Raw genomic sequence first — 22,076 nt, forward strand, 5'->3', positions numbered from 1 at the left:
ACGCTTTGCTTCGAATCCGCTGACGCTTCGATTGCTACTTCGTAATTCGGAATGAAATGTATTCGTGATTCGTTACTTGAACATAAAAAAACCAGTCACTAAGGACTGGTTTTTATGATAGCTAAAACTTTTATGTTTTACTCGTTCGCTTGTTTTTCTTCAGGCGCTTCAAACATGATGATTGGTTTTGTTTCACCTTTAATCACGGTTTCATCAACGACAACTTTACTTGCATCAACTAACGATGGTAAGTCATACATTGTATCAAGTAATACACCTTCAACGATTGAGCGAAGACCACGAGCACCGGTTTTACGAACCATTGCTTTATTAGCGATAGCTTTAAGTGCATCTTCTCTAAACTCTAGCTCAACACCTTCCATATCAAACAATGCAGTAAATTGCTTAGTTAGGGCATTTTTAGGTTCTTGCAAGATTTGAATTAAAGCATGTTCATCAAGTTCTGTTAATGTAGCAACAACAGGTAAACGTCCGATAAACTCAGGAATTAAACCATATTTAACTAAATCTTCAGGTTCAACGTTTTGAAAGCTTTCCGTTAATGTTTTTTTAGAATCACTGTCTTTAACTTTAGCGCCAAATCCAATGCCTGTGCCTGTGATTAAACGTTGCTCAACAACTTTATCTAAACCGGCAAATGCACCACCACAAATAAACAAGATCTTAGAAGTATCGACTTGTAAAAACTCTTGTTGTGGATGCTTGCGACCACCTTGTGGTGGAACTGCAGCAATAGTACCTTCAACAAGTTTTAATAATGCTTGTTGAACACCTTCACCTGACACGTCGCGGGTGATTGATGGGTTATCTGACTTACGTGAAATTTTGTCGATTTCATCAATGTATACAATACCACGTTGAGCTTTCTCAACATCGTACTCACATTTTTGTAAAAGCTTTTGAATAATGTTTTCAACGTCTTCACCAACATAACCAGCTTCAGTTAATGTTGTTGCATCGGCCATGGTAAACGGTACATCCAGCATACGAGCTAGTGTTTCAGCAAGTAATGTTTTACCAGAACCCGTTGGACCAATTAATAAGATGTTAGACTTACCTAATTCAACACCATTATGGCTATCGCCATTTCGTAACCGCTTATAGTGATTATAAACCGCTACAGATAATACTTTTTTAGCATGTGACTGACCAATAACATAATCATCAAGATTTGCTCTGATCTCTTGCGGAGTTGGTAATTTATCTGACTCTGTTTTAGGAGAAATATCTTTAATTTCTTCACGAATAATGTCGTTGCACAGTTCTACACATTCATCACAAACAAATACTGAAGGCCCAGCAATAAGCTTTCTTACTTCATGTTGGCTTTTGCCACAAAAAGAACAATACAATAACTTTTCGTTATCACCGCTACCTTTGATCTCGTCGGTCATACGGTTTTCACCTCAATCTAAACATAACCTATCAATACATTCGTTATTGATAGCGCCCTTTGCAGGGACAAAAAATTCTAGTTTCATTGTTAAGTATGTTCACAAATTACAATTTTAACAATGTGAACATATTATAACCTCCAAATTATTGGAGTATTAATTCAATTACTGACTATCTCTTAGTTAATATGGAGTCAACTAAACCATAATCAACGGCTTCTTGAGCACTTAAGAAATTATCTCTGTCAGTATCTTTTGCTACCTTGTCATATTTTTGACCGGTATGATCTGACATTAAACGATTAAGCTTCTCTTTAATAGACAGGATCTCTTTAGCATGAATTTCAAAATCAGATGCCTGACCTTGGAAGCCACCTAAAGGCTGATGAATCATCACTCGTGCATTCGGTAAACAAAAACGCTTGCCCTTTTCACCAGCTGTTAATAAAAATGCGCCCATACTTGCCGCTTGTCCCATACATACAGTACTAACATTTGGCTTAATGAACTGCATTGTATCATATATAGCCATACCTGCAGTTACCGAACCACCTGGCGAATTGATGTATAAGAATATATCTTTCTCAGGGCTTTCTGACTCAAGGAACAACATTTGCGCGACAATAAGGTTAGCCATATGTTCTTCAACTTGGCCGCAAAGAAAAATAACACGTTCTTTTAATAAACGAGAATATATATCGTACGAACGTTCACCCTTAGGTGTTTGCTCAACAACCATAGGTACTAATGCATTTTCGATTGGTGTTGAATTATTATTGGAATTAAACAAAAAAATATCCTTAAAAAAATAAAAATGGCTTATATGAAATACATATAAGCCATTTAAGCTATTGCAAGAGACAATGTCAATGCAAAAGACAATTAAACCACGTAAATAACTACTATGCGTTAGCTTGTGGGTTCATGATGTCTTTGAAAGCTGTTTTTTTATTTTTAACAGCAGCTTTTTCTAAGATCAATTCAACCGCTTGCTCTTCTAAAGCTACGTGTTGCATTTGTTGAAGAAGTTCTTGGTTGCCCATGTAGTAATCTACAACTTCTTTTGGATCTTCGTAAGCTGATGCAGCTGACTCGATTAATTCTTTAACCTTGTCATCATTAACTTTTAATTCGTTAGTTTTAATTACTTCACCTAGTAATAAACCAACTTTAACACGACGTTCAGCTTGTTCTTGGAACATTTCAGCTGGAAGTTGTGGCATGTTCTTAGGGTCCATTTGACCACCAAACTTTTGCATAGCTTGTTGACGTAACACATCAACTTCTTGAGTAACTAATGCTTTTGGCGTGTCAATTTCGTTTGCAGAAACTAAACCTTCAAGTACTTGCTCTTTAACTTTTGCTTTTACAGCTTGCGTTAATTCACGTTCCATGTTCTTTTGAACTTCAGCGCGAAGGGCTTCAATACCACCTTCTTCTACACCGAATAATTTCGCAAACTCTTCATCAATTTTTGGAAGCACTGGGCCTTCAGTTTTGTGAATTACGATATCAAACTCAGCTTCTTTACCTTTTAGGTTTTCAGCATGGTAATCTTCTGGGAAAGTAACGTTGATTGTTTTCTCTTCGCCAACTTTCATACCAGTAATTTCTTTTTCGAAACCTGGGATCATGCGACCAGCGCCTAATTCAAGTTCGAAAGCTTCGGCTTTACCGCCTTCAAATTCTTCGCCATCAACACGACCGTTAAAATCTAAAGTAAGCTTGTCGCCCTTTTTAGTTTTACGCTTGTTTTCTTTCCAAGTTTTGTGTTGGTTTTGTAAAGTAACAAACATTTCATCAAGATCTGCTTCAGTTACTTCAACAGCAGGCTTTTCAACTTTAATTGTTTCTAAACCAGCAAGTTCTACTTCAGGGTAGATTTCAAATGTTGCATCAAACTCTAACTCTTTACCTTCTTCGTTGCTCTTAGCTACGAATGCAGGACGACCAGCAGGGTTTAATTTTTCAGCTACGATTGCTTCTACGAAGTGACGTTGCATTAATTCACCAGCAACTTCTTGACGTACTGATTTGCCGTAACGCTTCTGGATTACAGAAGGTGGCACTTTACCAGGACGGAAACCGTTGATTTTTTGTGTTTTTGCGATTTGACGCAAACGGTTTTTTACTTCTACATCTACTGTCTCGGCAGGAACAGAAATTGATACTTTACGTTCTAAGCCTTGAGTAGTTTCAACTGAAACTTGCATTTTTGTACCTCAAATTCTGACGTTTATAACGCCTATTAATGCATCTCTATATATTTACCAGCAAACAATGCGCTTACTGCCTGTTCATCAGCCATTCTTATAATGATTGATGAGTCGAAAGATTAATCAATAACCTTTCGTAAAAAAGATGTTCTATCGTCTATACAACATAGACTCGATTAAAATGTGACGCGGAATTATAGCTATGCTAACCGCAGGTGTAAATAGCTGAGTTAGTAACTAATGCGCTTCAATGTAAATACAACCAAATTTTAAGCTGATTTTCAGCAAACAACGGCCTGTGAAGCACACAATTAGTGAAGTTATTGTTCTTTTTACTAACAACGACTTAGCATAGCGATACGTCACGCTAAGCGTTTATATATGGGCTTAGAATCAAAAAACAACAGTAAAAAGTAGAAAATTAAATTATTTTGTAACTGAACTGCTTTAATTTCGAATACGCTTTGCTTCGAATACGCCCTGCTTCGATTGCTGCTTCGAGATTCGAAATGAAATGTATTCGTAATTCGATACTAAAGTTAACAGTACCCAAACGTTGCTTTTGAACTTGAATATAAAAGGAGTTTAATTACTGAAAAAGAAGTGGTCGGTGATGCAAGATGTATAAAATACGTCCTGTATTTTCCCCTTCGGGCGCACAAGTGCGTGAAATTTTGTTCCAGACAAAATTTTAAAACTTGCTTCGCAAGTTCGAATATTTGATGTTTAGAGTATTAATACGATTTTGAGCATTGGGAGAGATAAAGAAGTGGTCGGTGATGCAAGATTCGAACTTGCGACCCCTTGGACCCAAACCAAGTGCGCTACCAAGCTGCGCTAATCACCGATATTTATACTTCATTCTTCTAGGGAGAAGAAATGGGGTGGCTAATGGGATTTGAACCCACGACAACCGGAATCACAATCCGGGGCTCTACCAACTGAGCTATAGCCACCACTGTATTACTTTTGCCATTTGGAAATGGCACGCCCTAAAGGATTTGAACCTTTGACCCACGCCTTAGAAGGGCGTTGCTCTATCCAGCTGAGCTAAGGGCGCAAAACAATCTTTACAGGGTATATTAATTTAAAACTTTTTCAAATTAATAAGTTAGATAAGTGGTCGTTAATGTAAAAACTCGTCAAGAATCGAACTTGCGGTTCTTGATTAACTTAAAACATTTTGAAACCACCAAAGAAAAGTGGTCGGTGATGCAAGATTCGAACTTGCGACCCCTTGGACCCAAACCAAGTGCGCTACCAAGCTGCGCTAATCACCGATATATTTTCTTGCCAACACATCACTGCGTTAACGGATGCGCATATTACCTAGCTGACCGTATGGCGTCAAACACTTTTTATAAAAAAATGTTTGTTCGGTTGTTTTTACGCCATTTTGTGCAAAAACCGACAGATTTTAACAAAAACGCACAAAAACAAAGCTGATTTACTAGTAGAAACTAGAAAACATTCGGCCTTATATTAAGCTCAGTAAAACAATCCCCTAAAATTAGTACATTGCTCGTCAATTTACTATCAGGATGCCTAGTTTTATGCGAAAATAGCGCCAATTTTTCACAACTACATTCAAACACAATGACAGCACAGCTTATTGACGGTAAAGAAATTGCCAAACAAATTAGACTCTCGGTAAAAGAGAAAGTACAAAAACGTATATCTGAAGGAAAAAGAGCTCCAGGTTTAGCCGTTGTACTCGTTGGTAGCGATCCTGCATCAGAAGTTTATGTTGGTAGCAAGCGCCGTGCTTGTGAAGAAGTTGGTTTTATTTCGAAATCGTTCGACTTACCCGCAACAGCAACACAAGAAGACTTATATAATTTAATTGATGAACTAAACAATGATCAAGAAATTGACGGTATTTTGGTACAGCTACCTTTACCTGAAGGACTAGATGCTAATTTAATTATTGAACATATTCATCCAGATAAAGATGTAGATGGTTTTCACCCGGCCAATGTAGGTAAGTTATGCTTGCGTCAACCGGGCCTTCGTCCTTGTACTCCTAAAGGTATTATGACCTTAATTGAATCAACGGGCGTTAAACCGCACGGTTTAGAAGCTGTTGTTGTTGGCGCATCAAATATTGTTGGTCGTCCAATGACCTTAGAGTTATTACTTGCGGGTTGTACAACAACTACTACGCATAGGTTTACTAAAAACTTAGAAGCTCGTATTCGCCAAGCTGATTTAGTGGTAGTTGCAGTAGGCAAACCTGAGTTTATTCCAGGCGACTGGATAAAAGAAGGTGCAATAGTGATCGATGTTGGTATTAACCGTTTAGAATCTGGCAAGTTGGTTGGTGATGTAGAGTTTAATGTTGCTAAAGATAAAGCTGCATTTATTACCCCTGTACCAGGTGGTGTTGGCCCTATGACTGTTGCAAGCCTAATTGAGAATACTCTTATCGCTTGCGAAGACTTCCATAGTTAGAAACTAGAAACTAGAAACTAGAAACTAGAAACTAGAAACTAGAAACTAGAAACTAGAAACTAGAAACTAGAAACTAGAAACTAGAAACTAGAAACTAGAAACTAGAAACTAGAAACTAGAAACTAGAAACTAGAAACTAGAAACTAGAAACGATAATAAAAAAGGCTTCAATATTGAAGCCTTTTTTATATTAGTTTAATGGATAATTACAACGGTTACGGAACGTTCAAACTAGCCTTTACGCCAAGTAGTTTTTCCAGCGCTATCTTCTAAGATCACGTTCATCGCTTTTAACTTGTCACGAGCATCATCAGCCATTGCCCAATCTTTATTGGCGCGTGCTGTATTTCGTTGCACAATTAATTGCTCAATTAACTCGGCGTCATCGTCGCTACCCGCTTTAAAGAACTCTTCAGGCTCTGTTTGAGCGATACCGATAATTGCACCAAGTTTTATTAAAATAAATGCCAACTCCCCTGCTTTCGCTGGTTCATCAGTTTTTAAGCGGTTCACTTCTTTTGCTAACTCGAAAATAACCGGCAGTGCTTCTGGCGTATTAAAGTCATCGTTCATCGCTTTTTCAAAGCGCTCAACATACTCATTGCCAGCTAGTTCAACTTCAACCGGTGCAACACCACGTAAAGAGGTATAAATACGCTCAAGTGACGCTCGCGCTTGCGTTAGGTTTTCTTGCGAATAGTTTAACTGACTGCGATATTGGCTAGATACTAAAAAGTAACGAACCGATTCAGCATCGTAAGTCTCTAAAACACTACGCAAAGTAAAAAAGTTATTTAATGATTTAGACATTTTAACTTTATCAACTTGTACCATTCCACCATGCATCCAGTAATTTACATACGTGGTATTTGAAGCACAACATGATTGCGCTATTTCATTTTCATGATGTGGGAATTGCAAATCACTGCCACCACCATGTATATCAAAATGATCGCCTAAATGCTTTGAGTTCATTGCTGAACACTCAATATGCCAGCCTGGTCGACCTTCTCCCCAAGGAGATTCCCAAGATGGCTCTCCTGGTTTTGCCATTTTCCATAATACAAAATCCATTGGATTATTTTTGGCGTCATCAACATCGACTCTCGAACCAGCTTGCAGCATTTCAAGGTTTTGCATACTCAACTTGCCATAGTCTTTATAAGACAGCACATCAAACATAACATCGCCATTCGAAGCAACGTATGCGTGCTTGTTAGCAATAATACGTTCAATCATCTCAATGATTTCAGGCATGTGTGTAGTAACTTTTGGATCAATATCTGGGCGCGCAACATTTAATGCATCCAAATCAGCATACATGTCTGCTGTCATACGCTCAGTTAAACTTTGACAAGTTTCATTATTTTCCGCAGCTCGTTTAATGATTTTATCGTCAACGTCAGTAATATTTCTAACATGAGTTAAATCATAACCGAGATGTCGAATGTATCTGGCAATTACATCAAACGCTACGTAAGTGCGAGCATGGCCAATATGACAATGGTCATAAATAGTAATACCACAAACATACATACCCACTTTTCCAGGATTAATTGGTTTAAACTCTTCCTTTTTACGGGTTAACGTATTGTATATCTGTAACATTGCTTCTCTCATTTATGCGCTAAAAGTTAAATCTTAATTTCGCGCAATTGTACCCGAACTAAAAACTATAAACTAGAAACTCAGCGCTAAAAGCACTGATATATTCATTTTTTATCCGATATTTCTCATTTTTAACACAAGTTTGTCGGTTCTTCATTCTTTTGGTCTTTACAGAATATCTCACTAGGTTACAATTCATCCCATAAATGCCGAATGGCAACTAACATAGGAAACAAGAGATGATCACTTTTAAAACAAATTTAGGCGATATTAAAATCGAATTAGACTTTGATAATGCACCTAAAACAGCTGCAAACTTTAAGCAATACTGTGAAGACGGTTTTTACAATGGCACTATTTTTCACCGTGTAATTAAAGGCTTTATGGCGCAAGGCGGTGGTTTTGAATCTGGCATGAGCGAAAAAACAACTCGTGGTGCTATCGATAATGAAGCAAACAATGGCTTAAGCAACACTCGCGGCTCATTAGCTATGGCTCGTACTCAAGATCCTCATTCAGCCTCTGCACAATTTTTTATTAACTTAGTTGATAACACATTCTTAGATTTTAAAAACGAATCAGTACAAGGTTGGGGATACTGTGTATTCGCTAATGTTGTTGAAGGTATGGATGTTGTTGATAAAATGACATTAGCTGCAACTGGTCGTAATGGTTACCACGACGATGTACCATTAGAAGACATTACAATAGAGTCTGTTGAGGTAGCATAATTGCTCACTTACTTTATTGCTGATTTACATCTAACTCAGGAGCGAGAGGATATAACCGATTGCTTCCTGAGTTTTTTGCGTAATGAGGCACCAAAAGCTGAAAAGCTTTATATTCTAGGCGACTTTTTTGAGTTTTGGGTTGGCGATGATGATGACGATGAATTTGTCTTAAACATTGCTAGGCAATTAAAAACCTTAAGCGAAAAAGGCACAGAGCTGTTTTTCATTGTTGGCAATCGGGATTTCTTACTTGGTAAAAAATACGCGAATAAAGCCGGAATGACCTTATTGCCAGATATTCAAGTTATCGATTTATACGGTAAAAAAACGGTGATTATGCATGGCGATTCGCTTTGTACTAATGATCTTGAATATATGAAGTTTAGAAAAAAATCCCGCTCTTGGTGGTGGCAAACCATAGTGCGATGTTTGCCGTTATCTACACGTAAAAAAATGGCGCGAAACTATCGAGCCAAGGTTGCACTGCGGGCAGAGAATCATAAGCCGCAAGAGATCATGGATGTTACCCCAACTGAAGTGGTTAAAACCTTGGAAGAGTTTGATTCACAATTAATGATCCACGGTCATACGCACCGTCCAAATGTACATCAACTCGATGCTAATGGTAAAGCTGCAAAGCGCATAGTATTGGGTGACTGGTACGAACAAGGCTCATACTTAAAAGTAACCGAAGATGGATTTGAGTTGTTGAACTCCTCGTTTAAATAACACAGAAAACTTAAACATCCCTCAATAATTGTTTCAATAAAAAAGAGCGGCTATTGCCGCTCTTTTATTTCAACTTATTATTCAAGCTCCCGAACTAGCCGGACATGAACTGAACTGCTATATCACTTTTGACTTGCTACCCAAGTGTTCACGCGACGCTCTAGTAGGTCTAGTGGCATTGCACCGCCACCTAGAATAGTGTCATGGAATCCGCGAATATCAAACTTGTCACCAAGTGCAGTCTTAGCATTTTTTCTAAGCTCTAAAATTTTCAGCATACCAATTTTATAAGCCGTAGCTTGACCAGGCCAAACAATGTAACGGCGTACTTCTGATACTACTGCTTCTTCAGGTACTGGCGTTTTAGATTTAAAATAAGCAACTGCTTCATCTTCAGTCCAACCTTTAGAGTGCAAACCTGTATCTACAACTAAACGTACTGCTCGCCATATTTCGGTAACTAAACGGCCAAAGTCCGAATAATCATCTTGATAAGCACCCATTTCTTTGGCGAGTAACTCAGAGTACAAGCCCCAACCTTCGCTGTAAGCGGTAAATCCTGCTTGAGTTCTAAATTCAGGAACAGAAGTTAACTCTTGGGCGATTGATATTTGCATATGATGGCCAGGATTACCTTCATGATAAGCAATGGCTTCCATTTCATTTTTAGGCATGGCACTCATATCTGACAAATGCGCGTAATAAACACCAGGACGAGAGCCATCTGGTGTACCAGCATTATAATGTTGCGCTGCGCCATCTTGTTCTCTAAATGCTTCTACACGTTTAACCACAAGATCGGCTTTCGGTAAGATGCCGAAATACTTAGGTAATTGCTCATTAATAAATGCCAGGTAAGTTTCGGTATCGGTAATGTAACCTTGTCTACCTTCATCGGTATTTGGATAATAGAACTGCTCACCTTTATCTACATGTTTGAAAAACTCTTGTAAGCTGCCCTCGAAACCAACTTTGGTTTTAATTGCTTCCATTTCAGATGTTAAGCGTGCAACTTCAGATAAACCAATTTGGTGAATTTCGTCTGCGGTTAGTGAAGTAGTGGTATTGGTTTTTAAACGGAAGTTATAAAATGCTTCACCATTTGGTTGTTTGCCAACACCTGTCGCGATTTCATCAGTATTACTGATATCTTCTTTAAACCAAGCAACTAATGCCTGGTAACTTGGCAAGAAGTTGTTCATTAACGCTTGTTTGCTATCCGCTAATAACTTGTCAGCCGTCGCTTGCTCTATAGTTTTAGCTTCTAATAACGCATTTACTTTGCGGTTAGCATCAGCCCAAAGTGCCGAATCTTGGTTCTGTTTATCAAAAGGCGCACCGGTAATTAAATTTTGTGCTTGCTCAATAACCCCTTCGTAAGCGAATCTTGGTGGCCTAACGCCCTTTTCCGCTCTTTTCTGTGCTCTTTCCAGTAGAGTGTTTATCGCAGTAGAAATACCGGCAATACGTTTGTTGTATGCATGCATGTCTTCTTCGGTATCAACCTTGTGAAAGCTAATTAAAAACTGCGCAGCAAATGCTTGAATACCCTGCATCTGAGTGAACACATAACCGTTTTCTCTAAATTGCTCGCCTTCAGCGTCACGTTCATATTGATAAACCCATATGTCGTAAGAAAGCTTTGCTTCATCGGTTAGTAAATTGTAATCAAAATTCTTTTTAAGCTCTGCCACATTATCAGCTTGCCATTGCAATTGGCGCTTTTCTTCAGCTTCACTCATGTCATCAATTTGGTCATACATTTCTTTACGACCTAGAAAGGTCATCCAAATTGGACTCATTTGTAATTGAGCTTCGTGTTTAGCTGCAAACCATTCGTTTAATCGCTCGGTTTCAGTTTGTGGACTCTGTTCTGTTTGAGCCACACTTGTTTCAGTGGTTGGCTTTTTTGCTTCAACTGAATCAGCGGCAGGTTGGCATGCACCTAATAAAACGGTGATGCCAAGTAATGGAATAATTTTTTGCATTGGTTAACTTCCCTACTATTTTTATTATTCTGAATGCCAAAATGGCAAAAATACCTAAAAATAATAGACAGGTTATAAGATAAAGCAACAGCTACGCTCAAATAATACGTAACAATTTATTTACAACTTATACTTACTTGCTAGTTATAGATAAAAATAATTATATCGGTAAGCCACTATGAAATTTAAAATCTTCATCTTCTGAGGCAATTAATTTAGCTTCTACTTCACCAAAAAACTTCACTCTCTCAGAGATGTCTTTTCCAGCAACTTGTTCAGCTAACGCAAGGTAATCTTGGTAGTGACGAGCTTCTGAACGAAGTAAAGACACATAAAACTTATTCAACTCATCATCTAAATGTGGTGCAAGCTTGGCAAATCGTTCACACGAACGCGCTTCAATATAGGCCCCACAAATTAACTTATCAATTAATGTTTCTGGTTCATGGGTTTTAACATGCTTCATCATGCCTTTTGCGTAGCGCCCTGCACTAATGTTTTCATAAGGGATGTTACGATCAGTCATAATCTCAAGCACTTGATAAAAATGATGGATCTCTTCTTTGATTAACAACACCATTTTATCAATTAAATCTTGGCTGTAATTAGAGTTACTCTTAGAAACGATAGTTTTGGACAACTTATTGGCCTTAGCAAGTTCCGCTAAACTGCCAGTCTTTTTATAGATGAATTGCTCAAAAGGGGCAAGCCAAGCTAATAATGCTGCGCCGCTTTCTTGGTCGACAGCATACTTTCGTATTAACCACATAGCCGTTTGTGCGGCTTTTAATTCACAAATTAAATGGTCCGTTAATAGAAGCTGCAAATGTTCAGGCTGCTTCGCTTTTTCTATCCACGCATTAGGTGTTTCACATTGTAAAAAAGAGTGTATTGGTGCTAATAGCGTTGAGTACATGCTAAGTCTCTATTGAGTTTTTGCGCAGTTTACCATAACGGCGTATTAGAAAAACCAGTAAAATTATTGAAATAATAATATTAACAAAAAAGTTGCTTATTTGGACTGTAGCATTTAAGTTAATGACTTAATTTTCATTGAGCTTTTTTCCCCACACAAAGCAATAACAAAAGCTAGGGTCATATGTCAACAGCACAAGTAAATAGAAGATCTAAGGGTGAGAAAACCCGCTTAAAGATATTACACGCGGCAATTGAAATCATTGCAGAGTACGGTATTAAAGGCACAACGCATAGAGCTGTAGCCGCTAAAGCAAACACGCAACTTTCTTTGACCACTTATTATTTTAAAGACATAAAAGAACTGGTTAGAGAAGCGATAACCTTAAGTTCAGATATTATTCTTAACTCTACCCAAGATGAATGGCACCAAGTATTTACACTACTAAAAAGTTTTGATGCTGTTACTTTACGAAAAATTTCAGTTAAAGAGGCTATCTGCAAAGAACTTAGCCAAATTGCCGCTGATCATATGTATCGAAATATCATTAATAACCGCACTACACTGGCCGTTGAACAAGTGTTTTTTACTGAGATGCTTTATTCTGAAGAGTTAAAAGACCTAGCTAAAGAGCACATAAACGCCCTATTAATTCCATTTACCCGATTTGCCTCTTTTTTTAATAAAGTAGACCCTGAAATAGATGGTGAATTAATGCTAATCGCAATTACTCGGCTCCAATATAAATACTTAGGTACGCCTAAGGATGAAGTTAATTCAGAAGAGTTACATAAACTTATAAAACGTCAAATTAGCTGGATAATGGGCTTGAAACGTCAGTAAATAAGCACCATTAATAAATAATAACAAAGCTTTGAGAGCGTAAAGGTACCGTTTTGGATTTTAAAAACTTATTCGAACAACAAAAAGAATTTTTCAATAGCAATGCAACCAGAGATATTAACTGGCGAATTCAGCAGTTAAAACAAGTTAAACAACTTGTAATTGAAAACGAAACAGCGCTGTTAGATGCGCTTAAAAGTGACCTAAATAAACCTGCTCAAGAGGCATGGATCACCGAACTATCATATATTACAGGTGATGTAGATCATGTTATAAAGCATTTACGTAAATGGGCTAAACCTCGTAAGGTTAGAACTCCACTTGTGGTAATGCCAGGTAAGTCATTTATTCAACCAGAGCCATTAGGTTCAGTGTTAATAATGGGCGCATGGAATTACCCGGTACAACTTGTTATGGCACCATTAGTGGCAGTAATTTCCGCAGGAAATTGTGCGGTTATTAAGCCTTCAGACTTAGCTCCTGCGGTTTCAGCTGTTCTTGCTAAATTAATACCTCAATATTTAGATAATAATGCATTCTCTGTCGTTGAAGGAGCTATTCCAGAAACTACGGCGCTATTAGAGCTCCCTTTTGATCATATTATGTATACAGGTAACGGTGCTGTTGGTCGCATTGTAATGGCAGCTGCGGCAAAACATTTGACTCCTGTAACATTAGAGCTTGGTGGAAAAAGCCCTGTTTATTTAGATAAAAGCACTGATATAAATATAGCTGCACAACGCTTAGCTTGGGGCAAATGGATGAATGCAGGACAAACTTGTATTGCGCCAGATTATGTCCTAACTACTAAAGAGATGGTTGAGCCATTAGTAAAAGCATTACAGCATCAAATCAACGAGATGTTCTCTCAAGATCCTGCAACAAGTAACAGCTATGGACGCATTGTAAACAAGCGCCATACTGAAAGGCTTTCAACTTATCTAGATAGTGGTGAAGTAGTACAAGGCGGTAATTTTGATGCTGAACAGCAATATTTTGAACCAACAATTGTAGTTAACCCTGAATTAGACTCAAAACTAATGACGGAAGAAATCTTTGGGCCTATATTTCCAATTATCACTGTTGATAATTATCTTTCTGCCAAGGAATTGGTGATCAAAAGAGATAAACCGTTAGCGGCTTATATTTTCACTAAAGATAAAAACCAACAACAGGATTGGATCAACACTATTAGCGCAGGAAGTCAGTGTATTAATGACGTAATAATGTTTAATGCTGTACCTGAATTACCATTTGGTGGTACAGGCTCTAGTGGTATGGGACGATATAGTGGCAAAAGTGGCTTTGATAACTTCAGCCATTTAAAATCAATACTGAAACGTCCATTTTTAAAAGATCTCCCGGTTCGATTCGCGCCTTACACTGATTTCAAGTTTAAATTACTGCGTAAAATTAGATGATTTAATTGTCCTGAATTTATTTCAGGATCAATTCAGTTACTATCCCCTATTAAAGGCAAGTTATCGCAACACGTTAACTTGCCTTTGCTATAATTAATTCTCCAAAGATCAGTTAGTAGAATATCAATGAGCAAAGATGTAAAAAAACTATTGGCAAATCATGAAGATTTAATTCATAGCGAAGGCTTAAAAGTCCTCTCTCATGTGCAGCGAAAAGAAGATGATTGGTACATAAACACCTTAATGCTTGAAGGCGTAGACGTGCCATTTAAATACAAACGCAAGCAGCCATATAAATCACTAAAAGGCACACAAGTAAACCTTACCTATTACCGTGAAGTGAATATCATTGCAGGTTTAGAATTTGAAACAATGAAAGTTGTGCGATTAAAGCAAAATTAACTTTACTTAAGGAACGAATCTCGAATACATTCCATTCCGAATACGTTTCACTTCGAATTAAGAGGTAGCAATCGAAGCAAAGCGTATTAGAAGTAGCGCAGCTACGTATCCGGAGCAACGCATATTCGAAACTATTTTTTTAACGAATCACGAATACATTTCATTTCGAATTACTAAGTAGATCTCGAATACATTCCATTTCGAATTACGAAGTAGTTTTTTGAAACTACACTACCATTGCAAAACTCACAAAAAGATCCTGAAATGAATTCAGGACGTCTAAAACAGAGTTTTTTTCCTAAAATTGCTTTTTTTTTGGTTGTTTATCAAACAAGTCTTGACGAATTGTTCAACATACTACATAACTTATATAAGCAGATTAAAAAAATAACAAAATAAATAAATCGCATCTGCTCAGTAGTTGTTCAAGAAATATACAAACAATTATATTTTCTTGGATATGGGGATAGTGAAAGAGGAAGTTATAAATGATATTAAATCACATTTGGGGCTTATATACCCATCCAAAAGAAGAATGGAACGACATTGATACTAAGCATGAAAGTATGCTCTATGGCTTAACTCATGTTCTGCTTGTTGCATTAATTCCATCAATTTGTGGTTATTATGCCGCAGCACATATTGGTTGGAGTATTGGCGCAGGCGATCCAGTTAAAATAACCGAATCCAGTGCATTAATATTAGCTAGCGGTATGTATGCAGCTATTATTGCAGGGGTTTTTCTTCTCGCCTATTTAATCCAATGGATGGCTCATACCTTTGATGCTACACCAAACTTTACACAATCATTAGAATTAGCTGCTTATGCCGCTACTCCGGTATTAATGGTTGGCTTAGCCGCCTTGTACCCGGTGTTATGGTTTGTGGCCCTAGCAGGTATGCTAGCAATAGCTTATTCTGTTTACCTACTTTATTCAGGTGTGCCAATTATGATGCATATCCCTGAAGAGAAAGGTTTTATCTATGCAAGCTCGGTAGTAACGGTAGGATTAGTGCTGCTAGTGTCTATCTTAGTCGTAACAGCAATGTTTTGGACTTTAGGTTTTGGACCAGAGTTTATGGGTTAAGTTTAACTCAGAGCATTCAACAAAAAAGGCGCATTTTGCGCCTTTTTTCTTTGAGTAACGAATACATTTCATTCCGAATACGTTGCACTTCGAATTACGAAGTAGCTATCGAAGCGCAGCGTATTCGAAGTTACGTAGTAGCGTATTCGAAGTAGCGAAGCTACGTATTAGAAACTACTCAGCACCTTCATTATGCATATCTAAAATAGAATCAGCTTCTTTGTCTGAGCCTTCTTTATTGTCGTTATTACGCAGAGCATCAAGTTGCTCAAGGTAATCATGATCAATATCTTTAGTTATGTAATGGCCATTAAATACTGATGTTTCAAATTCTTTAATGTCTTTGTTACCTTTACCAACAGCACTGATCAAATCTTCTAAATCTTGGAAAATCAGTTTATCAGCACCAATTAACTCACAAATGTCATCATTTTCACGGCCGTGAGCAATCAACTCGTTCGCGCTTGGCATATCAATGCCATATACGTTAGGGAAACGTACTTCAGGCGCAGCAGAAGCAAAGTAAACTTTCTTTGCGCCAGCATTACGTGCCATTTCAATGATCTGCTCTGACGTGGTACCACGTACAATTGAATCATCAACCAGTAAAACGTTTTTACCTTTAAATTCCGCTGCAATAGCATTCAATTTACGTTTAACTGATTTTTTACGCTCAGCTTGACCTGGCATGATAAACGTACGACCAACGTAACGGTTTTTTACAAAACCCTGTCGGTAAGGAATATCTAATTCATGAGCTATTTGTAATGCAATATCACATGAGGTTTCTGGAATTGGAATAACCACATCTATTTGATCATCTTCCCATTCACGAGAAATCTTCTTACCTAATGCGGTACCCATTTCAACACGAGAGCCGTAAACAGACATTTTATCCATTGTTGAATCAGGACGTGCAAAGTATACAAATTCAAAGATACAAGGGTTGTATGCAGGGTTTTGCGCACACTGCTGGCTAAATAACTGGCCATCTTCAGTAATGAAAATAGCTTCACCAGGGGCTACATCACGAATAAACTCAAAATCACAGGCATCTAGTGCTACTGACTCTGATGCAACCATGTATTCAGTGCCCTGTTCAGTTTCACGCTTACCGAAAGCTAATGGACGGATGCCATGTGGGTCACGAAATGCTACTAAGCCATGACCAACAATTAAAGCGACCGTGGCGTATGCACCGCGAACATGGCGATGAACATTGCTTACCGCTTTAAAAATATCTTCAGGGGTCAGATCTAAGCTGTCTGATTTTTGTAATTCATGAGCAAAAACATTAAGTAAAAGCTCTGAATCAGATGTTGTATTTACATGACGACGAGCATTATTGTATAACCAATCTGCTAATTCTTCAGCATTGGTTAAGTTACCATTATGCGCTAAAGATATGCCGTAAGGAGAGTTTGAAAAAAATGGTTGGGCTTCAGAAGAACTCGATGTTCCTGCTGTAGGGTAACGAACATGCCCTATGCCAATATCACCTTGAAGTCTAAGCATATGTCTGGTGTGAAATACATCTTTTACCAAACCATTCGCTTTTCTTAGTCGAAACTTGTTATCACTAATTGTAACAATACCAGCGGCATCTTGGCCACGGTGTTGAATTACTGTTAAAGCATCATATAGAGCTTGGCTTACTGGTGATGTACCTACTATGCCAACAATACCGCACATGAATCTTCTCTCCGCAAGAATATTGAATTAAGTTAGAAAACTTGATGTAGTTTTGATGTAATCAAAGAACCACTCAATTACTACCCTAAATTCAGGAATTAAAACTGCCTGTTGCCACCAAGTGCTCGACGGTGCTGGAGTAAACGCATCCATGAAAAAGAGTATGGCACTAACAACTAACGCCCCTCTTAATGCTCCAAACGCCAAGCCAAGAACTCGGTCTGTTCCAGACAATCCTGTTTTTGTTACTAGTTGCCCAATCAAATAATTGATCAGTGCCCCTAAAATTAAAGTCGTTACAAATAATATTGCGACAGCCGCTGCATTTCTGAACATCGGATCGTTAATATTTGTTAAATATGCCGCCAAGTCCTGATAAAAACTACTGGCCACAAAAAAAGCAGACACCCAAACAATTAACGACACGGCTTCTTTAACAAAGCCTCTGATTAAACTGATCAGTGTTGATATGCCTATTATTATTAGGATGGCATAGTCGATCCAAATCATATGCAAATTTTCCTACTTTTGTTGCGGCGCATTCTACCAGAATCACCGCTTTAGTTACTACTGATTTATTGCTTTTCTACCAAACCAAATTACTTGTCGATTGGTTGAAATACTGCAATTCGTCCCTGTACACCACTTAACTGTTTAAGTTTCACTAACTTAGCCTGCAAGGATGCTTTATTAATTTCTGGACCAATGAAAACTTTAGTTAAATTGCCGGCAGCAGTTCTGATCGGTTTAGTAAACACCGTGTAACCGGCTGATTTTAATTTTTTAACCAATTGATCAACATTTTTCTTATGTTTAAAGCTACCGAGCTGAATTACATAAGACTGGGTCTTTTTAACGGTAGGCGGAGTCACACTGATAACCTTAGGTTTATCCGTTGTGGCTGTTGTGTTTTGTGTTTTAGGTTGTTCAGCAGGTTTGGCTGCAACTTGTGTGCTTGCTTGTTTTATTGGTGGTTTTATAGATAGTTCATCGGCTGAATGGGTTATTGCTTGCTCGTCATTATCGTCAAGAGCAACATCGTCTGCTAAAGGCTTAGCTTCGTTCAACGTGTCAAAAGATTCGTTAGGAAATGCCTTTATGTCAATTTTCTTAACAGGTTTAGCGCCTTCTGGTACAGCTTCAAACTGTGCCTGATAAGCTTCTTTTTCCCCATCAAACACATCTGGTAAAAATATAATTGCAGCGGCGGCAACAATGATAGTGCCTACAATTCGGTTTTGAAACGGCGTCGACAAAACGGCTCCTTAAATCTTATTTAAAATTCTGATTTTTTAATTTTGGCTACCGTAAAAAACGAGCCAAAAATGAGAATCATGTCATTATTATTCGCATTAGCTAAAGCTATTCTATAGGCATCAACAACATTGTCAAAGCTATTACAGTCAATATTGGCATCTTTAAGGATTTGACTCAATTTTTGCTGCTTAGCACCTCGTGGTATTGATAAACTAGACACGTACCAAAAATCGACACAATCAAACATTTCAGCCAAGGTCCCCTGAATGTCTTTATCGTCTAGCATGGCCGTAATAGCATGCACTTTGCCATTACGGTTTGCTTTCACAAACTTATTCAAATATCGTGCTGCGTGTGGATTATGACCAACATCTAACACAACTAAAGGCTCTGATTTTACAATTTCGGTTCTACCTTCAAGTTTTGTTTTATCAATCCAGTGAGCAACTTTTTCTTCGCTCAATGTTATACCTAATACATTCAAAACCATTAACGCTGTTGCCACATTATCACGTGGGATAAACGGTGCGGGTAGATTTGTGAGCAGAGCATCATCCGCTTGCCAAGACCATGCACTGGCTAAACCTTTGCTGGACAGATGAAAGTCTTTATTTCGTATTTTTGTTATACAGCCTAAATCGACACTGTAATTAAGAACACTCTGAGGAATATCTAGATCGCCAATGATAAGTGGCGTGTTCGCTCTGGCAATACCGGCTTTTTCATAGCCAATAGCTTCTCGGGTGTTGCCTAAAAATGCTTGATGATCAATATCGATACTGGTAATTACAGCAACGTCGGCATCAATAATATTAGTGGCATCCAGTCGACCACCTAAACCTACTTCTAAAATTAGGTAGTCGGGCTTCACTTTCTCAGCAACTAGAAGCGCTGCTAGAGTGGTATATTCATAATAGGTTAGCGATATTTCTTGGCGCGTTTGCTCAATACGGCTGAAGGCTGCAATTAAACGCTTGTCATCAACTAATTCTTTATTAATACGTAAACGTTCATTGAATTTTTCAATATGAGGAGAGCTGTATACCGCGACACTGTGCCCTTCACTTTGCAGGGCATTTTCAATAAACGCACAAGTGGTACCTTTGCCGTTAGTACCTGCAACAGTAATAACCTTTGATGCGTTTAAAGAAATATCTAAGCGTTGAACAACTTCTCTGATACGAGTTAAGCCCATATCAATTTCGGTTGGATGAATAGACTCTAAATAAAAAAGCCACTCATCTAGGCTGGCTAGCTTCAAGTGGCTGTTTTGTTGATTCATAAAAAATCTTATAAATTAAATGGTTGGTTCTGGGTGACCCATAAATTTGGCGATCATACGAGCAAGAGTTGAACGCATTTCGCGGCGGTCAACAATCATATCTATAGCACCATGATCCAGTAAAAACTCAGAACGTTGGAAACCTTCAGGTAATTTTTCACGAACGGTTTGTTCAATAACTCGTGGTCCAGCAAAACCAATTAATGCTTTTGGCTCACCAACATTGATATCACCAAGCATTGCTAAACTGGCGGATACACCGCCCATTGTAGGGTCTGTTAATACAGAAACGAACGGTAAGCCTTTCTCACTCATTTTCGCTAATGCTGCACTGGTTTTAGCCATTTGCATTAAAGAAATAAGCGCTTCTTGCATACGTGCACCACCACTGGCAGAAAAACATACAAGTGGTAAATCATGCTTTAAACACTCTTCTGCGGCTTTAACAAATCTAGCACCTACAACCGATGCCATTGAACCACCTAAGAAAGAAAACTCAAACGCTACAGCAACGATTGGCATACCGGCAAGTTCACCGCGAAGTGCTACCAAAGCGTCTTTTTCACCTGTTGCTTTTTGTGCAGCAACGATACGGTCTTTATAACGTTTTGAATCTTTGAATTTAAGCTTATCTTGCGGCTCTAATTCTTTACCTAATTCAGTTTTTTCGCCCTGATCTAAAAATGACTCTAGACGCTTACGTGCAGTAAGACGCATATGATGGTCACACTTAGGACAAACACCTAATTGGCGTTCAAGTTCAGCCGTGTATAACACAGCACCACAAGAGTTACATTTACTCCAAACACCTTCAGGAATATTACGCTTACTTGAAGACGATGTTTTCGGTTTTGGTAGAATTTTTTCAATCCAGCTCATAATTTGAGTATACCTTTGTATTGGTAATTATTTTCAGCCGCGTAAACGTAATCATTTAGCCACTGAAATATTAACTTTTTTGCTTATCAAACATGAAATTATCAGATCAATAAACTTATAAAATAAATTAGCGCCAATTTAACCATAAATCGCCTATCAATTTATAGTAAAAACTGGTCTGTTGTGTCGTATTTTACCTTAAAATCAACACTTTTGCCTACTTTTTAAGCGATAGTCGAATAATTTACAAAAATAGCGGGCCATTTTCAGTCTGTGGAATATTAAAGTGTTCCGGGTAATCAACTTCAATAAAATACAAGCCACCTGATGGTGCTGTCATTCCGGCTTTGCATCTATTTTTGTGTGCCAATACTTCATCAATCCATTGAACCGTTTCAATTTTACGGCCTACACGCATTAAACTGCCTGCAATATTTCTGACCATGTGATGCAAAAATGCATTTGCTTTAATATCAATAACGACATATTCGCCCTGGCGAAACACATTACAATGAATAATGGTCCTTATCGGTGAATGAGATTGACAATGCACAGTACGATACGAAGTGAAGTCATGCTTGCCAACTAAGTGTTGGGCAGCTTCATGCATCAATGTAGCGTCTAAATGATCATGGCAATGGCTCAAGCCTTTATGAAAAATAGCGGGTCGCTTTGTGCCATTATAGATTATGTACTTATACCGTCTTGCTGTAGCACTAAAACGGGCATGAAAGTCTTCAGTAACCGTCTGACTCCACTTTACCGATATATCTTTTGGTAAATTAGTATTTACCCCTAATGTCCAGGCGCGATCACCTCTATCGACAGGAGAATCAAAATGTATCACCTGCCCTGTTCCATGTACGCCTGTATCTGTACGACCAGCACAAACGATCTCAGTTGGTTGGTTTACCACAACTGAGATTGCTTTTTCTAACTTTTCTTGAACACTCGCAACATGGCTCTGGCGCTGCCAGCCGCAATAATTACTACCATCGTATTCAATGCCTAATGCAATTCGCATCTATTACTAACCTTCTAACTCAACGAAATAAGCTAACTAAAAATTTTCGCTATTATCATCTATTTTGCATGGCAATGCTAATATCTAAGAAAGAGAACTGCACTCGATGTTTCACAACATTGCTATTCAGCTAT

19 protein-coding genes and 4 tRNA genes are annotated in these 22,076 nt (G+C 38.1%); 7 read left to right on the plus strand and 16 right to left on the minus strand.

The features are described 5' to 3' along the window. Positions 1-137 precede the first annotated feature (137 nt). The 7 genes from clpX to RI845_RS13015 all read right to left on the minus strand — a co-directional run bounded on the left by clpX (position 138) and on the right by RI845_RS13015 (position 4,911). Entirely contained in the window at positions 138-1,415 is a 1,278-nt protein-coding gene (gene clpX, locus RI845_RS12985) for an ATP-dependent protease ATP-binding subunit ClpX (RefSeq protein WP_348386591.1), read from the minus strand. A gap of 172 nt (positions 1,416-1,587) precedes the next feature. Continuing rightward, positions 1,588-2,175 (minus strand): ATP-dependent Clp endopeptidase proteolytic subunit ClpP, encoded by a 588-nt coding sequence (gene clpP / locus RI845_RS12990; protein ID WP_405054129.1) that lies wholly within the window; start codon positions 2,173-2,175, stop codon positions 1,588-1,590. Positions 2,176-2,317: 142 nt separating this feature from the next. Then, positions 2,318-3,628 (minus strand): trigger factor, encoded by a 1,311-nt coding sequence (gene tig, locus RI845_RS12995; protein ID WP_348386593.1) that lies wholly within the window; start codon positions 3,626-3,628, stop codon positions 2,318-2,320. Positions 3,629-4,401: 773 nt separating this feature from the next. Next, a tRNA-Pro gene (locus RI845_RS13000) sits at positions 4,402-4,478 on the minus strand. 33 nt (positions 4,479-4,511) lie between these two features. After that, a tRNA-His gene (locus RI845_RS13005) sits at positions 4,512-4,587 on the minus strand. A gap of 27 nt (positions 4,588-4,614) precedes the next feature. Next, a tRNA-Arg gene (locus RI845_RS13010) sits at positions 4,615-4,691 on the minus strand. A gap of 143 nt (positions 4,692-4,834) precedes the next feature. Continuing rightward, positions 4,835-4,911, minus strand: a tRNA-Pro gene (locus RI845_RS13015). Positions 4,912-5,227: 316 nt separating this feature from the next. On the opposite strand from RI845_RS13015, the gene folD reads away from it, so the two are divergent. Next, positions 5,228-6,082 (plus strand): bifunctional methylenetetrahydrofolate dehydrogenase/methenyltetrahydrofolate cyclohydrolase FolD, encoded by an 855-nt coding sequence (gene folD / locus RI845_RS13020; protein WP_348386594.1) that lies wholly within the window; start codon positions 5,228-5,230, stop codon positions 6,080-6,082. A 231-nt stretch (positions 6,083-6,313) separates the two neighbouring features. On the opposite strand, the gene cysS is transcribed toward folD, so the two are convergent. After that, the gene (cysS, locus tag RI845_RS13025; RefSeq protein ID WP_348389544.1) at positions 6,314-7,690 is read right to left on the minus strand and encodes a cysteine--tRNA ligase; all 1,377 of its coding nucleotides are present in this window, start codon (positions 7,688-7,690) and stop codon (positions 6,314-6,316) included. 239 nt (positions 7,691-7,929) lie between these two features. On the opposite strand from cysS, the gene RI845_RS13030 reads away from it, so the two are divergent. Then, positions 7,930-8,421: a peptidylprolyl isomerase gene (locus RI845_RS13030; RefSeq protein ID WP_348386595.1), complete on the plus strand. Its 492-nt coding sequence runs from the start codon at positions 7,930-7,932 to the stop codon at positions 8,419-8,421. Next, positions 8,422-9,150: a UDP-2,3-diacylglucosamine diphosphatase gene (gene lpxH, locus RI845_RS13035; RefSeq protein ID WP_348386596.1), complete on the plus strand. Its 729-nt coding sequence runs from the start codon at positions 8,422-8,424 to the stop codon at positions 9,148-9,150. A 122-nt stretch (positions 9,151-9,272) separates the two neighbouring features. On the opposite strand, the gene RI845_RS13040 is transcribed toward lpxH, so the two are convergent. Both RI845_RS13040 and miaE read right to left on the minus strand, forming a co-directional pair. Next, positions 9,273-11,138, minus strand: a complete 1,866-nt coding sequence (locus RI845_RS13040) for a DUF885 domain-containing protein (protein ID WP_348386597.1) — start codon at positions 11,136-11,138, stop codon at positions 9,273-9,275. A 160-nt stretch (positions 11,139-11,298) separates the two neighbouring features. Continuing rightward, the gene (gene miaE, locus RI845_RS13045; protein WP_348386598.1) at positions 11,299-12,054 is read right to left on the minus strand and encodes a tRNA isopentenyl-2-thiomethyl-A-37 hydroxylase MiaE; all 756 of its coding nucleotides are present in this window, start codon (positions 12,052-12,054) and stop codon (positions 11,299-11,301) included. Positions 12,055-12,237: 183 nt separating this feature from the next. Here miaE and RI845_RS13050 point away from each other — a divergent pair, with 183 nt between their 5' ends. The 4 genes from RI845_RS13050 (at position 12,238) to RI845_RS13065 (ending at position 15,808) form a co-directional block, all read left to right on the plus strand. Beyond that, entirely contained in the window at positions 12,238-12,897 is a 660-nt protein-coding gene (locus RI845_RS13050) for a TetR/AcrR family transcriptional regulator (RefSeq protein WP_348386599.1), read from the plus strand. 53 nt (positions 12,898-12,950) lie between these two features. Continuing rightward, positions 12,951-14,318, plus strand: a complete 1,368-nt coding sequence (locus RI845_RS13055) for an aldehyde dehydrogenase family protein (RefSeq protein ID WP_348386600.1) — start codon at positions 12,951-12,953, stop codon at positions 14,316-14,318. Positions 14,319-14,444: 126 nt separating this feature from the next. Continuing rightward, positions 14,445-14,720, plus strand: coding sequence for a hypothetical protein (locus RI845_RS13060; RefSeq protein WP_348386601.1), 276 nt, complete (start codon positions 14,445-14,447; stop codon positions 14,718-14,720). A gap of 488 nt (positions 14,721-15,208) precedes the next feature. After that, positions 15,209-15,808, plus strand: a complete 600-nt coding sequence (locus RI845_RS13065; RefSeq protein WP_348386602.1) for a Yip1 family protein — start codon at positions 15,209-15,211, stop codon at positions 15,806-15,808. A 174-nt stretch (positions 15,809-15,982) separates the two neighbouring features. On the opposite strand, the gene purF is transcribed toward RI845_RS13065, so the two are convergent. From purF to truA, 6 genes are all read right to left on the minus strand, one after another. Beyond that, entirely contained in the window at positions 15,983-17,500 is a 1,518-nt protein-coding gene (gene purF / locus RI845_RS13070) for an amidophosphoribosyltransferase (protein WP_348386603.1), read from the minus strand. A gap of 27 nt (positions 17,501-17,527) precedes the next feature. Continuing rightward, positions 17,528-18,010 carry a CvpA family protein gene (locus RI845_RS13075; protein WP_348386604.1) on the minus strand — a complete coding sequence of 161 codons (483 nt, stop codon included), beginning with the start codon at positions 18,008-18,010 and terminating at the stop codon, positions 17,528-17,530. Between the two features lie 89 nt (positions 18,011-18,099). Beyond that, the gene (locus RI845_RS13080) at positions 18,100-18,756 is read right to left on the minus strand and encodes an SPOR domain-containing protein (protein WP_348386605.1); all 657 of its coding nucleotides are present in this window, start codon (positions 18,754-18,756) and stop codon (positions 18,100-18,102) included. Positions 18,757-18,776: 20 nt separating this feature from the next. Continuing rightward, positions 18,777-20,039 (minus strand): bifunctional tetrahydrofolate synthase/dihydrofolate synthase, encoded by a 1,263-nt coding sequence (gene folC / locus RI845_RS13085; RefSeq protein WP_348386606.1) that lies wholly within the window; start codon positions 20,037-20,039, stop codon positions 18,777-18,779. 15 nt (positions 20,040-20,054) lie between these two features. Continuing rightward, a complete protein-coding gene (accD, locus tag RI845_RS13090; protein ID WP_348386607.1) occupies positions 20,055-20,918 on the minus strand; it encodes an acetyl-CoA carboxylase, carboxyltransferase subunit beta in 864 nt (287 codons plus the stop codon). 244 nt (positions 20,919-21,162) lie between these two features. Then, positions 21,163-21,942: a tRNA pseudouridine(38-40) synthase TruA gene (truA, locus tag RI845_RS13095; RefSeq protein ID WP_348386608.1), complete on the minus strand. Its 780-nt coding sequence runs from the start codon at positions 21,940-21,942 to the stop codon at positions 21,163-21,165. Between the last annotated feature and the right edge of the window lie 134 nt (positions 21,943-22,076).

Source organism: Thalassotalea nanhaiensis (genome assembly GCF_031583575.1).
Lineage (GTDB): Bacteria > Pseudomonadota > Gammaproteobacteria > Enterobacterales > Alteromonadaceae > Thalassotalea_A > Thalassotalea_A nanhaiensis.